Source organism: Sorangium sp. So ce185, assembly GCF_051526825.1.
Classification (GTDB): domain Bacteria; phylum Myxococcota_A; class Polyangia; order Polyangiales; family Polyangiaceae; genus Sorangium; species Sorangium cellulosum_D.
Genome location: NZ_CP150316.1, coordinates 7654835 through 7670019, shown reverse-complemented (window position 1 = coordinate 7670019; position 15185 = coordinate 7654835). Strand labels below are relative to the sequence as shown.

The following is a 15185-nucleotide window of genomic DNA, read 5'->3' as shown; positions in this document are numbered from 1 at the left end:
CGGTCTCCTGCGCGGCGGGTGATCCGATGGAAGGCGAGCCGGACGGCGTCGCCGAGGCCGTCGGCGCCGACGCTCAGGCGCTCACGTTCCCGATCGATCCCCGCAAGTCCCTCGTCGTCACGGACACCGACATCGTGTCTGCGTTCACGTTGGAGGACGTGCTGCAGCAGCTCGTCGACCAGGCCGGCGTCCCGGGCCTCACGCCGCTGCAGGTGTTTCGTCAGATGTTCGACACGTACCGGAAGGCCGGCGAGGGGCTCGCCCTCGGCCCGCACTGCGACGATGTCGTGCTCTCCAACCCTCCTCCGCCGACGCAGGGCATCTTCACCGAGGGCTTCGACGGGTCGATCAACGGCTTCCCGGTGATCTGCAGCCGGGCCGTCGGTCAAGAGGCGAACACCGACCCGTTCGCGGGGCTGCCGGAAGCGTCGCTCTACATGGCCACGACGCTCGTGAACCGCTTCGATCTCGCGGACCCGCTGGGGTCCGATTGCGGCGAGCACCGCATCGTGTTCGCGCGGCGGGGAGGGCACGCCCAGACGAACGGCGGAATGCGCAACTTCATCATCTTCGAGTCCAGGCTGCCCAACCCGACCCCCAGCCTCGGCCGCGAGGGCTGCCGCCCCGTCGTCGAGTTCTGGCACGGCCTGTCGGATCCCGCGAAGAGCGTGGAGGCCCGGACGGCCGCGCTGCTGGACTTCTATTTCGATGGCCTCCCCGGGTTCTCGCCCGTCATCCACATCGGCCGGTTCAGCGCGGGCGGCGGGCAGATCCGCGTCAACGACTTCCTGCGGCCTCCCCCCTTCGCGCAGGACGACTGGGCGCTCCGGGAGTTCAAGCTCTCGCGCGACTGCACCGGCAGCGCCTGCCAGCTGCTCGTGGTGCCGCAGCACGTCGACGACAACCCGTCCGCGCTGCTCTTCGACCCCGCCTCGACCGACCCTCGCGCGGCGAGCTTCCAGTCGTGGTTCGTCGACAACGCGGTGGCGGCGCTCGCCTCCGCGGGCGACATCAACCGGTTCGACTATCCGACGCTCGTGCCGGCCTCCTTCGGCGCCGGGGAAGCCCTCCTGATCACCGAGCAGAACAACTACCGGAACGCCGTCGGCAGCGGCCCCTCGGCCTTCAGGACCGCCATCCAGCAGAAGCTCACCGCCGTGGGCAGCCCGCTCTCGCCCGACCAGCTCCTCGCGCGCGCCCAGTCCATCTCGTGCTCGGGGTGCCACCTGGTCAAGAGCCAGGGCAGCGGCGCGAACAGCGACGTCGGCCTCTCCTCGCCGATCCCCGACAACACCTTTCTCTTCACCCACACCTCGGAGCAGACGGAGGAGATCCCCGGCGAGCCCGACAGGACGCGCTTCCAGATCTCGAACCTGCTCGCCGAGGAGTTCATCCCGTTCCGTCAGCAGGTGATGAACGACTTCCTCTTCGGCAATCCGGTCCTCGGGTTCGAGCGGTCCGGCCTGTGGACGTCATCGCAGGCGCCGCTCTCGTTCGCCACGGGCTGGGTGACCGAGGGGATCCGGTCGCTCCGGGTCGGGACGCCGAACGCGTGGAGCCAGATCAAGGGCGCGCCGTTCAGCACGGCGGGGATGGCGCCGGTGGGCAACAAGCTGCGCCTCGACTTCTTCACGTCGGCCATCCAGCCCAATCCGTCCTGGGTCGGGACCCTTGTCGCGCTGATCTCGATCCCGTCCAAGGGCATCCACAACCAGTTCGTCGGGTCGGCCGGCCTCACCCCCCTCCCCAGGAACGCGTTCTCGCCCCTCACGTTCACGCTCGCCGCGCCCACCGTGGCCGCGCTGAACGCGTCGCCGAGCGACGTGTCGATCACCCTCGAGCTCTCCGTGAACCCCGGCTCGGGGCCCTACTTCCTGGACAACCTCCGCTTCGCGAATTGACCGCGGCCGTCGCGGCGCGCCGCCTCCGGCAGCGGCGCGGCGCGGGCGTGGCGCTTCTCGCGAGCGGCTCGCCCTGGTAGGGTGGCCGCTCACGAGGGAGCGCGCGCGGAACGGCGCCTCTCGCGCGAGAGGAGGAGCGGATGGCGGACTCACCGAGCGAGGCTCGGGTCACCGAGGTGGCCGATGGCATTTACCAGCTCCACACCCCGGTGGGGGAGGGCAGAGCTGCGTTCTCGTTCAACCAGTATCTCCTGGTCGACGACGCGCCGCTGCTCTTCCACACGGGCCCGCGCCGCCTCTTCCCGGCGGTGCGCGCGGCGATCGCGCGGGTGATGCCGGTCGAGCGGCTGCGCTATGTGGCGTTCTCTCACTGCGAGTCGGACGAGTGCGGCGCCATGAACGAGCTGCTCGACGCCGCCCCGCAGGCGGCGCCGGTGTGCGGGCGGATCGCCGCGATGGTCGACGGGGACATGTTCGACCGCGCGCCGCGGGCGCTCAAGGACGGCGAGGTCCTCGAGCTCGGCCGGCGCCGCGTGCGCTGGCTCGACGCGCCCCACCTGCCGCACGGCTGGGAGTGCGGCTACCTGTTCGAGGAGTCCACCGCCACGCTGCTCTGCGGCGATCTCTTCACGCAGCCCGGCGCCGACCACCCGGCGCTCACGCGCGACGACATCCTCGAGCCGAGCGAGGCCATGCGCCGGGCGATGGATTATTACGCGCACGGCCCCGACGCGCCCCGGCTCCTCGAGAAGCTCGCGGCCACGTCGCCCCGCGTGCTCGCCTGCATGCACGGCCGGGCGTACGAGGGGGACGGGGCCGCGCTGCTGCGCGCGCTCTCGCGGTCGCTCGACGCGGCGACCTGAGCGGCGCGCCGAGGCGCTGACGCCGGGGCGTCACTCCTCGATCGGGAGATCGCCCACGGGATCGAGCCCTGCGCGCCACAGCACGTTCAACGGGCTGTACGAGCCTGCGGCGCCGAGCACGGCCTCCGGGGCCAGCGCTCTCGCCGCGCGCGCCGCGAGGAGCAGCGCGTCGGGTGTACCTGCCCAGAGGAGCGTGCGTGTGGGCGCTCGCTCGATCCGCGGATAGGCGCACCGCTCCACGACCAGCAGCGGTCGCGCCGGATCGTCGAGCCCGGAGACGGCGAAGAGCTCGGACACCGCATCGCTCGCCTCGGCCACGCGCGTGGCCCCGAGCTGGCCGCTCAGCGCGACGGCGATGTCGGCGTCCACGACCACCGGGCTCTCGCAGCGCATCGCGAGCTCGTCGTACACCGCGAGCTTCTCGAGGAGCGAGGTCGGCGCGCATGCCCACGGTCTTTCGTCCCCGGTTTCCTGGTGCACCGAGTACATGTGGCCTCGGCGGTCCACGAAGAGGGGATTGTACCGATCGAGCCAGCCGCACAAGAAGCCCTCGATCTCCGTGTCCGCGAGGCGCTGCACGGGATGTTCCAGCGCGAGAGGGGCGGGCAGATCGCCTCGCCGGAGCCGGCTGGCCTCGAGCAGCGCCCGCGGCGCGACGAACAAGCCTTCGACGCCGCCCCACGGTCCGGCGCCCACGACGCCGCCGAGAGCGGCCTCGACGCCTGCGGCGACCGCGCGCCAGTCGGCGAGGCCACGCGCGTCGAGCTCGGCCTCGAGCTCGGCTGGCCGTGCGAGGCTCTTGACGCGCGAGATCCGCCGGCGCGCCAGATAGGCCTGCACGCGCGGGCCTCCGAGCTGGCGATCGACCGAGGTCGACCAGCCGACCTCTCCCCGGCTTGCGACCCTCACGTCCACGACCTCTCCGAACGCCAGCCTCGCTTCGACGACGGCATCTCCCCGCAGCTCGAGCCGGAGCAGCGCCTCACCGTCCCAGGAGCCGCGAGGACGCAGCCGCGCGAACGTGTCCCGCGGGTCGAGCGCGACGGCGCGCGGCGCCGTCCCAGACGGCTCGTCGCACGGCGGGGCGGCGACGTCCTCGCGCAGCGTGAGCGGGAGCTGCCGTTGCTCGGCTGCGTCGAGCAGGCGCGTCACGGCTTCGGCGCACAAGCAGTCGACGTCGGTATGGCGGAGCACCTCATCGACGATGGCCAGCGCTCCTTCGTGATATCCATGCCAGTCCGCCGCAGCGTCGCACCCGAGCAGCGCGGCGAGGTCGGCTCCGACCGCGGCGTGGACGCGGAATCGATACGCGGTGCGGGCCGCGCGGTCTCGCCGTACGAGGCGCTCCAGCGCAGAGCCCAAGGAAGGCGCGAAGCGCGCTGTCTTCGCGGCGTGGGTCGCGTCGACGCCGTGATTCGTCGGCCGGAGGCGGACTCCGCCGGTCGCCGCGGCGACGCACGGGTCAGGGGTCTCCTCGAAGCCTGAGATGCTGCATGAGCCGAGCCGGTAGCCGGCGAGCACGGGGAGCTCGGCCCCCCCCATCACCTCGAGGAGCGCCCGCACGAACCCCGTCGAATCGCGGTTCGCCTCACCCTCGGGATCGGCCACGGGGCGTCGCTGCGCCTCTCGCTGTAGATAGGATGCGATGGTGGGATCGATCATGGCATAGCCCTGTGCTCCTAGGATTGCCTCGGCGGGGCGTTCGGGCTCTGGTCCTGCCGCTGCCATCGGCCCTGGTCGTCGTGACCAAATACCCCTGCGTTCGGGACCGACGCGTTGGGATCGGCGCCTGCCCACCTCCGCCTGCGGGCAGCCTGGTCCTGTGCGCTCGGCCCGCTGCCCCGCGGCGCCTGCTGCGCCGCTTGGACGGCTGCTCGATACCGAGCCTGGTTGGCCTGCGCGCCCGCCGGGCCGGCAGCTGCGAGAGGCGAGTTCGCGTCCATACCCTCGTAGGCGCCCACGGTGCCATCGCGGCGCGCTCCGGGTACCATGTTCGCCGGGTTGCCGTGATTCCGCGGCGTCTCGGGCAGTCCTCGGCCGTTCTGCACCTGCGCGCGCGGTGGACCCATGCCCGCGAGGGCGTGTAGCCGGGAGATCGTCTGAGAGCAGTTCGGGCAGGGGGAGCGCCTCTCGTCGGACTGTGTCGCCCCATAGGAGCTCATTTCCCGGAGAGCGCCGCGGAGGTTGCGGGAACCTTCTGGCGTCGCCGGATCGCAGGTCTGACCAGTCCGGTTCTCGTATTCCCAGAGGTGCTCGCTGTACGCCCATGGATCGGCGCATTGAGCCACTTCGAGCGGCTCCTCGCGCGCCCGGATCGGCAGGGCGGCCGCGACGGCCGGGTGCATCGGGCGACGCGGTCGTGCGGGACCATCATTCACGGAGACCGAGCCGTTGGCGCCGGACGTGGTAACAATGGATCCTCCCTGGCTTGATGTCGCTCGCGAGCGCATCCTCGCCAGGCCATCGGGATCGTACGCCCAGGGCGCCTCATTGTCAGCGTACGCGTAGGGCTGCAAGCTCGCTTCGAGCCCGAGCGGCTCGGGAGACAGGAACAATCCGGTCGATGGATCGTAGATACGGAAGCCGTTGTCTGCTAGTCCGAGCTCTGGATCGTAGATCTGTCCGGGCAGCCGCAGCTCCGTTTCGGCTCCGGCGGCAGGGGATAGCGCGCCGAGCTGGTTCGCGCGGAATCGGCCGAGGAGCTGGCCGGCAGCGGAGGCGACCCCGAGCGGAACGAGCCCGAACGCGTCAGGGATGAAGTACTCCCAGCTCCCCTCTTTTTCGAGCGACGACACTCGTTGAGCGATGGGCTCGTTTGCATCCGCCATGTAGAGATACTCGCGGATCATGGTGCCCTGCTCCGACTCCTCGAGCGACCCGAGCAGGCGCCGCTCGTCCCAGATATAGCGTGTGCGCGTGACGAGCGCGCCGTTGCGAAAGACACGTTTGTCAACGCGCCGGGCGAAGGCGTCGTGCGTCAGCACGACGCGAAGGTCGCCGCTGCTGGCGCGCTGCAGCAGGCCAGCGGCGCTCCACGCGTAGGTCCATGTCGCCGCAGGATCGGACCCGCCCGTGGTGCGCCGGGTCAGGCGGCCACAATGATCGTACGTGTAAACGGCGTCGCCGTCCCGAACCAGCCGCCCACCCGGGGCGTACTCGCGCCGGGGATCGGGACGGCCGAAATCATAGCGCTCTCCTGCGACGCCGAAGCCATAGCTCTCAAGCGTGCCTTGTTGATCGCGGATTCGAGCGAGACGACCTCGTGTGTCATAATCATACTCCGCGGTGCCGAGCTCGGCATCGAATCGCACGACGAGGGAGCCCCCGAGCGACCACTGGAAGCTCTGACGCAGCGCGTGGCGGCTCCCGAGATCGCCATCGACCAGGGGCGGCTCTGCGGGTGAGCGCGCGGCGCGCGGGACGCCGCGCACCGCGAGCGATTGTACAGTCCCCGCTCCGTCGTAGGTCCATTCAATGGCCCCGCCGTTCGGCAGCACCCTAGCAGCCTCGCGCCCGGCAGCATCGAACACGAAATCCACGGCATGCGCGTGGTCGACGAGGACCTTCGACACGAAGCCGCGCTGGTCGCGGGCCACCTCGATGCGTCGGGTCGTCGAGCCCGGTAGCCCCTCCACGGCGGTGCCAGTACGGCGCCCGCGGCTGTCGTACTCGGCCTTGACCGTGAAGGTGCGTCCATCGAACCGGGTCGCCTGCTCAATGAGATTCCCTCGAACATCGTAACGAAACTCAGAGATGACGCCGCCAGCGGTGGCCCGGACGATGCGACCCGGCTCGTCGTATTCGTAGGCCTCGTGCTCGTCGCTCGAGTGATGTCGCTCGATCATCCGCCCAAGCGCATCGTAGACGAAGTCCGTCCTGTCGTTCAACCCGCGATCGATCCGGACTATTCGCCCCATTGGATCGTGGCGGTACGCGATCGATCTGCCGTCGAACGTGTGCTCCGCCACGATCCGGCCTTCGCCCTGTCGCACGATCCGGTGCTCGTGCCCAGCCTCGTTGATCACGAGCACGAGATCTTGTTCCCGGTCGTATGCATATCGGACGGTCGCGCCGTCGGGGCGGACGACGCGGATCACCCGATGATACCCACCATAGACGAGCTCTGTGGCCCTGCCGTCCGCGTCGACGATGCGGGTGAGGTTGCCGTCCGCATCGTAGTCGTATCGAACGACGCCGCCCCCCGGGTGCCGTACGGAGCGAAGCCGGCCGCACTCATCATGAAAGTAGCGCACCTCTGAGCCCGTGGTATCGACGTAGCCGAGCGGGCGTCCGAGATCATCATAGTAGATCCGGCGCGCGGTGCCGTCCGGCTCGTGGACCTCCGTGCGGTTGCCGTGCTGATCGTAGCGCATGTGGGTGAGGGCACCGTCTGGTAGAGAGGCTTCGACGGGGAGACCTCGAGCGTCGCGTAGAACGGCGCTCACGATGCCCGCATCGTCGCTGACGACGGTGAGATTTCCGGCGTCGTCGCGCTCGTAGGCGATCGTCCTCCCGTCGGAGTACGTCGTCTCGGCGAGCAAGCCGCCGTCGTCGTAGCGGTGTTCAGTGACTCTTCCCAGCGGATCTGTCACGCGGAGGAGCCGGCCTTCAGCGTCGAAGCTTTGTGCGTAGGTCGCGAGTGTCGAGTCGGTATAGGACAGTATTCGTCCTGCCTCGTCACAGCGTTGCGTGTGGACCCAGGACCCCCACGTCATCCGTTCAACGCGCGATTGGGCGTTGCCTTCGACGCGCCGTATCGATCGCGACGTGATGACCTCGCTGAAGTCATCGTAGTAATTGAGCCGAACGTGCAGGAAGCCTTTGGCTGCTGTCTGCCGATCGGCGAGCGTCGCCGGGACGTCATCCGCGAGCCCCGAGTCGCCTGCCGCACGTAGCGCGAACGACTCCACGCAGCGACCGAATTCGTCGTATTTGTAGTGGACGGTGAGCCCGGTCGCCGAAAGTTGCGTGACGAGCAGGTGATCTGCTCCGTAGACGTATGTTTCAGCTTGACCGCTGGCGTCGGTCGCTCGGACGAGATCTCCGGCGTCGTTGTATTCGTACGCGCGGAACCTGGTCCAGCCTCCGTGCGATGCGCGCATGACCTCGAAGCACAGGATGCGACCGCCGGAGCTGCGCCGCGCCCGAACGAGCCTTCCCACGGAGTCGGTGATCGTGTCTAGCGCGTCCTGACGATATGTGAGCCGAATGGCGTTCCCGTTCGTATCGGAGACGCGCAGGAGATTGAACCTCGAGGGGCTGGATGACGCCGGGCCGAAGAAATAGGCGCGTCGGTCGGGAGCCTGAAGGATGAACCCATCGCGGAGTCGAATGAGCCGACCGGTGGGGAGGTCCAGAGATGTGCCGACCTCCGGGAGCACCGCCTCGACCGGACCCGCGTCGGGGGTCACCAGCCGGAACTTTCTCCGCCGACACTCGATGAAATGGCCGTACGAGTGGAGCCAGCCGTGACCCAGGCCGATGTCGTCTTCGCGACATGCGCTGGTGTATGAGCGACTGATGACAAGCGGAAGCGGGCCCCCAAGCGCCAGGTCGACGACTGGTAGTGTGTAGACGCGACCCGTGATGGGGTCGACGGGATCGCCGGCGTGGGTTCCTCCGCCCCCTCCGTGCGCGGGATTCGGGCAGCCGCCGCCGCTTCCGGGTCCGCAAGCGCCCGCATTCTTGCCCCCGCCGTTCGCGCCGTTCCCTCCGTTCGAGCCCTGGGCCCCGCCGCTGTTCCTCCCGGCGCCGCCGCCCTTCCCATTGCCCCCGCCGCTGCCGCCGCCCCCGCCCATCACGAAAACGCCGGGGTTCATCCCAGGAATCGCGGGTATGTTCGGTACGGGGGCGGTGCGTGCCATTCGGTGATCCTAGCATGGTGGCAACGATCAACGGATCGCGTGCCGTTCTGCTCGACGCGGGTTCTTGGATGCGCGTCCGGCTTCGCTTGGCAACTGAAGACGGGAACTCGGTCGGCCCTTGCGGACCCTGGCGACGCGAAACCGCTCGGTGTATTCCGCTCTGAACAAACCCGGGGCGCAGCCGCGCTGCTGCGGGGGCTCGCGCGCTCGCTCGGCGCGGCGACCTGAGCGGCGCTCGGAGGCGCGCGCCAGGGCGGCCCGCACCCTCGTCGGAAGTCTGGGTCCGGGCTGTGCAACCAGAGCCGGACGCGATGGGGCTTCAAGCTGGCGCCCTCGAGAATCCTCCAGACCTCGGTCCGGCTCATCCGCACGCCGGTCGACCCGGCGAGCGCCTCGGCCAGCGTTTTGAGGGTCCAGACCTGCTCGAACGGCGACTTGTCGTCGGTGGGTCGCTGGCAGGCGAGCTTGATGAGCTCGTGATGCACCTCGAGGGAGATGCGCGCCGGCCGGCCCTTGCGGTAGTCGTCTCCCAGTTCGAGTGGCTTTTCCTGGAGGCTGGGCGGATCGCGTAAGGCTTTATATGTCGCTCATGGCTGTAAGATGGGGCGGCCACCACGAGGAGCTTGAAGTCCGGATCGCGTTTTGATTTATTACCATGGTCGGTTTTCTCTAGCCCAGCGAGAGCGTGCCATGCCGGTCGCAGAGCTTATCGGTGTCCTTCGTTCATTCAAGGGCCGTTCGCTTCGCCTTGCGGCGCCGCTCGCGGTCGTCGTGGCCAGCGGGTGCACGGGCGTCTTGGGTGGTAGCCCCCTGGACTCGACGGATCCGGCGACGGATTCGGCGGCCGAGTGCGGCGCAACCCCTGCGCTGGCCAAGCCGCGCATCTGGCGGTTGACCAAGAGCCAGCTCGCCAACACCTTGCGCGACGAGTTCGGCATCGAGCCCGCGGCGCTTTCGAACTTGCCGAGCGAGGCCCGGCTCGACGGCTTCGCCAACCAGGCCTCACAGCTGCGAATCGCGCCGCTCCTCGCGGAGGTGTACTTCGCGCTCGGCGAAGAGCTCGGGGCGCACGCGCTGCAGAACCCCGACAAGTTCGGCATCGCGTGCGACGCCGCCACCTTGGCGCCTGGCAGTTGCCTGGAAGGTTTCATCGCCACAACGGGGCGAAAGCTCTGGCGCCGCCCGCTCTCGGCGACGGAGGTCGCCGACTTCAGCGCGCTCTTCGCCAAGACGGCCGCGCAGGGCGCAGGTCCTGCCGGAGGCGTCACGAGCGTCGTGCAGGCGCTGTTCATGTCGCCGAGCAGCCTGCACCGCACCGAGCTCGGCACGGTGAAGGACACCGGAGCGGTGACACCGCTGGCGGATCACGAGATCGCTTCGGCGCTCTCGTACATGCTCTGGGATAGCGCGCCGGACGCCGAGCTCGCCGCGCTCGCAGATCAAGGAAAGCTGCGCGACCGTACGGTGCTCTTGGACCAGGCCAAGCGCCTGTTCGAGGCGCGCGACAAGGCGTCGCCGGCCATGAGCCACTTCTTCGAGCAGTGGCTGGAGCTCGAGAATCTCCCGAACGCGGTGAAAGACGCCGACCTCTTTCCGATGGCGACGCCCGAGCTCAACGCCGATTTGAAAGAAGAGCTGCGCCTGTTCACGGACAGCGTGCTGTTCGACGCGGGGGCGGATCGTCGCTTCGACTCGCTGTTCACGAGCACGTACGCGTTCGTGAACGAGCGCACCGCCCCGCTCTACGGTTTGAGCGGGGTGACCGGCGACGCCATGGTGCGTCGCGAGCTCAATCCGGCGGAACGCCGAGGCATCTTGACGTCGCTGCCGTTTCTCTGGGGCCACGCGCACGCCCAAGATACGGCCCTCGTTGGGCGTGGCGCCTACGTCCGCGCAGAGATCCTGTGCCACCGCGTGCCGCTGCCGCCCGGCGGTGTTCCGAATCCTGGCAAGTTTGCCGAGCCGAACGCCACGGGTCGGCAAAGACTCGGCATTCATGCGAGCCCGGCCTGCGCCGTCTGTCACAAGCTGTTCGATGGCATCGGGTTCGCGCTCGAAAGCTACGATCCCATCGGTCGCTTCAGAACGACGGAGCACGGGCAGGAGATCGATGCGAGCGGCAGTCTGCCGCTGCCGAGCGAGGGGAATAAGGAACCCGGAATCGTATTTTCCAACTTCGTGGAGCTGGTGGACGAGCTGGCGCAAAAGCCGGATGTCTACGGCTGCTTCGCCCAGCAGTTCGCCGCCTACGCTTCAGGTTACGATTTGCCGGAGCTCGACGCCTGTGAGAAGGAGCGCGTCGTGGACGATTTTGCGCGCTCACAGAACGCGATCGATCAGCTGGTGCTGAGCGTGATCGCATCGCCAAGCTTCATCGACCGGAAGAACTAGGAGCTCGCCATGCGCAACGTAAAGTTTTCCCGGCGTACGATGCTCCGTGGCCTCGGCTACGGAACCGTTTTCTGTTCTGGGCTGTTCGACAACGTCTACGCCCAGACCGCTCCCCGAATCACGCGCGTCGCCATGTTCGGCTACGCGAATGGCTCTCAGTATCAATCGGAGCCGACCGGAGGCGAAAAGGACTTCGTCCTCAAGCCGCACATGGCGCCGCTCGAAGCGGTGCGCAACGACATCCTGGTGTTCAAGAACCTGACGCTCGCGCGCGACCCCGGTAACGCGCACCGCTCGGCGTCGTTTTCGGTGTTCGGCCTCGGCGCGCCGACCAGCATCGATCAGGAGTTCGCCAAGTTCCTCAAGGACACGACCCCGCTGGCATCGCTGGAGATCGCGGTCGGACAGACGTCCGGCGACGGCGGCGTCATCCCCGGACTGTCTCAGGTCGATGGCAGGTTCATCCCCAGCGTGAAAAACCCGCTGGCTGCGTATCAGCGCGTCGCCGACCGCATCAGCGGGGGTGCTCCCGCGCCGGGCAACGGCACGCCCATGAACACGCCGAGCGCCGCCGAGCAGGCGCTGCTCCGCCGCCAGAGCGTGCTCGACTTCATCAAGGAGGACGTCCAGTCCTTCCGCGGGCGTCTCGGGCCGGAGGAAGCCACCAAGATGGACTTCTACCTCGAGTCGCTGCGCACGCTCGAACGCGATGTCGGCGGCAGCATCCCCACAGACATGCCTTCGAACTCGTGCTCGAAGCTCGCGGCGCCGCTGCTGAGCAAGGACACCATGATGAACGATATGCCGGAGCACAGCCGGCTGTATCTCGATATCATGGCGATGGCTTTCGCCTGCAACGTCACTCGCGTGGCATCCATGATGTGGGGCGGTGGCGAAAACAACGAAGCCATCAAGTTCGGTGACATCGATATCTCGGCCTGGCACTCCGTCTCGCACGGCGATCCGGACCGCGCTCCGGGACAGCAGATCATTCGGCTCCAGGCATATTTCGCGCAAGAGTTTCGCTATTTCGTCGAGAAGCTGAAGAGCTTCTCCGACGGCCAGTTCTCGCTGCTCGACAACACCGCAGCGGTCCTTTCGACCCAGAACGGCAGCAGCCAGCTGGGCTCCGCCCAGAACTTCGCCGAGACCGACCACCCTCCCCAGCACGCACCTTTCGTGGTCGCCGGCAGCTGTGGAGGCGCCTGGAAGACCGGGCGCCTGCTCGACGCCGGCGGGCGCAATCACAACGACGTTTATCTCAGCATTGCCCGGGCGATCGGCATGAATGTGACGTCGGTCGGCCGCGCTTCGTGGTGTAGAGGTCCGCTCATTACGTAGCTGGCGACGTAGCGGGCGGGTGCCGGGCGGCGCCGCAGCGCTCGCTCGGCGGGCGGCCGGCACGTACCCGATGCCATCGCACGCGAGCCCGCCGGAACGCCGGCCTCGTCGACGCTTTTCACACGGTCTCTGCGCGCGGCACGCATCGTCAGGTCGAGAACCCCCAGGGCCTCACCGCGCGGCGCACCGTCCTCGTCGTCTCGGCGCCCGAGTAGACGTGCGCGTGGACATGCCCCTGGTGGCGCGCGCACCACAGGCTCGCTCCGCCGGTCCGGTTGCGCTCCGCGAGGCAGTCGGGGCAGGGCGGCTCGATCTCCGGAATGCGCCACGAGTCGTCGTGGTGCTTGTCCCGGACCACGCACACGGGACACCCCGCGGTCCGCACCACGCGCTCGGCGACCGAGCCGAGCAGCACGCGCTTCACGCCGGTGCGCCCGTGCGTCCCCATCACGATGAGATCCGCGTCGACGTGCGCCGCGAGCCAGACGATCTCCCGGGCCGGATCGCCCGTGAGCAGGTGCGTGACCACGCGCTCGACGTGCGGGGGGCGCGGCGGCACGGCGAACTCGTTGGCGACGCTCGTCGCGAGCTCCTGGAGCCGGGCCGCGGCGTCCGCCGCGCTCGAGGTCTTGGCGAGGCCCTGCAAGCCCAGCATCTCCCGGCCGCTGTCCGCCACCGCCACGACGTGCACCTCGCCGCCGGTCTCCTCGGCGTTCGCCAGCCACAGCGCCCGGAGGAGCACGCCCCGGCTCGCCGGCGAGAGATCCACCGCCGCCAGAACGTTGAACGGCCTGGTTGTGGCCGATGTGCTCGAAGGATTCGATTCCATGGCTTCCTCCCGTGACATGTCCTTGTTGGCTCGCGACCGAGTCGCAACGAGCGTGCCTCTCGCCGCGCCGCGCGCGGTCGCGCTCGGCGCGGCGCCGGAAGAGCCCGGGACGCAGGCGATGCGCTTCGCCGCGCACGTGATGCGTGGACGAAAGGAGTGTCGAAGGGAGCGGCCGAGCCCGCGCCGGCGGCCGGGAGCGCTCAGCCAGCGGCCGAGCCCGCGCGCCGGCGGCCCAGAGCGCTCAGCCGGCGGCCGAGCCCGCGCGCCGGCGACCCAGAGCGCTCCGCCAGCGGCCGAGCCCCGCGCCGCCGGCCGGGAGCGTCAGCCGGCGGCCGAGCCGGCCTTCCGCTGCGCGCTGTCGCAGACCCAGCGGACCACGCCCGGGATCACCCCCTGCGCGATCGCGCTCACGCGCGAGCCGACGTCGGGGTAGATCTCGAACCGCCCGCGCGCCATGCCGTCGGCCATGCTGCGCGCCACCGCGTCCGGCTCCAGCGTCTTCACGTTGCCCGCGATGGCCTTGGTCTCCGCGGGCTTGTACCGGTTCTCGAACGCGAGCTGCGGCGTGTCGGTGTCGGGCGGCATGCACACGCTCACCCGGACGCCGTGCGGCCACATCTCCGCGCGCAGCGCCTGCGAGAAGCCGATCAGCGCGAACTTGCTCGCGGCGTACGGCGTGTAGCCGTAGATGCCGATCACGCCCGCCAGCGACGAGACGTTGAGCACATGGCCACTCCCGCGCGCCACCATCGCCGGCAGCACCGCCTTGCACAGGTGGACGGCGCCGAAGAAGTTCACGTCCATCATGCCGCGGAACTCCTCGACCGGCAGCTCGAGGAACCGCCCCGGCATCACGGCGCCCGCGTTGTTCACGAGGTGATCGATCGGGCGCTCGGCGAGCAGCGACTCCACGGCCCGCGCGACGTCCTCCGACCGGCTGACGTCGAGCTCCAGGACGTCGACCCGCGCCGACGGGTGCTCCCGCCGGATGCCCACCGCCGCCTCGTCGAGGAGGGCCCGGCGGCGCGCGACGAGCGTCACCGCCGCGCCGTAGCCCGCCACGAGCCGCGCGAACGACAGGCCGATGCCGCTCGATCCGCCGGTCACGAGGACGCTCTTGCCCTGAAAGTAAGTTCGGGTGTCCATCGGCGGCGGAACCTACCCCAGGAGAGCGCCAGGCGCGAGACGCTCGTGCACGCCCGCGCCAGGACGCCTCAGCGGGCGCGCCGCCGCCCCTTCAGCGCGTCCTTCAGCAGGCTCCCCGCGGCGGCGCCGATCGTCTCGACGACGATGGCCGCCGCCGCCGCAGACACCGCCTTCACCGCCCTCCGCAGGGCTCGTCGCGTCTTCTTCTTCATGACGACTGCGCGAGCTCAACCTCCGGATGAGCCCTCTCCGCAACGCCATTGGCCAGCCGGGGGACACCCAGCGAGCTCGCCCAGCCCTTCACCCTGCGGGTCACGGTCGTGCCCGCGCTGGTCAGGTAGCCTTTGGCCCTGCCGCCATAGAGCCCGGCCGCGAACGCCGCCGCGAGGCTCGTCACCGCAGCGACCGGCTTGAGGACCTTCCGACCGAGCTTGTTGAGCTTCCTCTTTTGCTTCTTGGACAGCTTCGCCTTCATGCGCTTCAGCCCAGCACGCTGCATGCCATGCATTCGAGTCCAGGCCGCCATCACGAAAGCGATGCTCCGCCCTGACGCCCGCCGCGCCGATAGGACGTTTTGCCCCGCTGTGGTGAAAATGCCCGGTCAACCCCCCGGCGCGCCGCCCCGCCAGGGCGATGACTGGGCCGCGCGCGCGCCGGACGAGCCCGCGGGAGCGAGGGCGTCTCCCGGGGAGCGCCCGCCTCCCGGGACCCGCGCGCGGGCGCACCACCCCGCTCGGCACGGCGCGCGCCGCCCGTGCCCGGGTAGGTTGCGTTTGCTACATTACAGTGACTGCGGTCGATGCCGCCGACGTGTCGCCGTGCCCGGCCGCTCCGGGCGGACTCGCTGGCG

At 69.3% G+C, this 15185-nt stretch carries 11 protein-coding genes; 4 read left to right on the top strand and 7 right to left on the bottom strand.

Annotated features, from left to right (window positions below):
• Positions 1-26: 26 nt before the first annotated feature.
• Together WMF26_RS27905 and WMF26_RS27900 are read left to right on the top strand one after the other, a co-directional pair.
• Positions 27-1901, top strand: coding sequence for a hypothetical protein (locus WMF26_RS27905; protein WP_437995147.1), 1875 nt, complete (start codon positions 27-29; stop codon positions 1899-1901).
• Positions 1902-2041: 140 nt separating this feature from the next.
• The gene (locus WMF26_RS27900) at positions 2042-2764 is read left to right on the top strand and encodes an MBL fold metallo-hydrolase (protein ID WP_437995146.1); all 723 of its coding nucleotides are present in this window, start codon (positions 2042-2044) and stop codon (positions 2762-2764) included.
• A 30-nt stretch (positions 2765-2794) separates the two neighbouring features.
• Here WMF26_RS27900 and WMF26_RS27895 read toward each other — a convergent pair whose 3' ends face one another.
• The 3 genes from WMF26_RS27895 to WMF26_RS27885 are packed head-to-tail and all read right to left on the bottom strand — an operon-like array spanning position 2795 to position 9161.
• A complete protein-coding gene (locus WMF26_RS27895; protein WP_437995145.1) occupies positions 2795-4426 on the bottom strand; it encodes a hypothetical protein in 1632 nt (543 codons plus the stop codon).
• Between the two features lie 17 nt (positions 4427-4443).
• Positions 4444-8583 carry a DUF6531 domain-containing protein gene (locus tag WMF26_RS27890; protein ID WP_438002454.1) on the bottom strand — a complete coding sequence of 1380 codons (4140 nt, stop codon included), beginning with the start codon at positions 8581-8583 and terminating at the stop codon, positions 4444-4446.
• Positions 8580-9161 (bottom strand): helix-turn-helix domain-containing protein, encoded by a 582-nt coding sequence (locus WMF26_RS27885; RefSeq protein ID WP_438002453.1) that lies wholly within the window; start codon positions 9159-9161, stop codon positions 8580-8582. The genes WMF26_RS27890 and WMF26_RS27885 overlap by 4 nt, the downstream gene beginning before the upstream one ends.
• Positions 9162-9318: 157 nt before the next feature.
• Here WMF26_RS27885 and WMF26_RS27880 point away from each other — a divergent pair, with 157 nt between their 5' ends.
• Together WMF26_RS27880 and WMF26_RS27875 are read left to right on the top strand one after the other, a co-directional pair.
• The gene (locus WMF26_RS27880) at positions 9319-11019 is read left to right on the top strand and encodes a DUF1592 domain-containing protein (protein WP_063752029.1); all 1701 of its coding nucleotides are present in this window, start codon (positions 9319-9321) and stop codon (positions 11017-11019) included.
• A 9-nt stretch (positions 11020-11028) separates the two neighbouring features.
• Positions 11029-12360: a DUF1552 domain-containing protein gene (locus tag WMF26_RS27875; RefSeq protein ID WP_437995144.1), complete on the top strand. Its 1332-nt coding sequence runs from the start codon at positions 11029-11031 to the stop codon at positions 12358-12360.
• Positions 12361-12508: 148 nt separating this feature from the next.
• Here the strand turns inward: WMF26_RS27875 and WMF26_RS27870 are convergent, their stop codons facing one another.
• The 4 genes from WMF26_RS27870 to WMF26_RS27855 form a co-directional block, all read right to left on the bottom strand.
• Positions 12509-13189 (bottom strand): universal stress protein, encoded by a 681-nt coding sequence (locus tag WMF26_RS27870; protein ID WP_437331458.1) that lies wholly within the window; start codon positions 13187-13189, stop codon positions 12509-12511.
• A 321-nt stretch (positions 13190-13510) separates the two neighbouring features.
• Entirely contained in the window at positions 13511-14335 is an 825-nt protein-coding gene (locus tag WMF26_RS27865) for an SDR family oxidoreductase (protein WP_437995143.1), read from the bottom strand.
• Positions 14336-14403: 68 nt separating this feature from the next.
• On the bottom strand, positions 14404-14547 hold the full coding sequence (locus WMF26_RS27860; RefSeq protein WP_437949184.1) for a hypothetical protein: 144 nt from the start codon (positions 14545-14547) through the stop codon (positions 14404-14406).
• Complete coding sequence (locus WMF26_RS27855) at positions 14544-14810, bottom strand: hypothetical protein (protein ID WP_061628220.1); 267 nt, start codon at positions 14808-14810, stop codon at positions 14544-14546. Before WMF26_RS27855 ends, WMF26_RS27860 begins: the two co-directional genes overlap by 4 nt.
• Positions 14811-15185 lie beyond the last annotated feature (375 nt).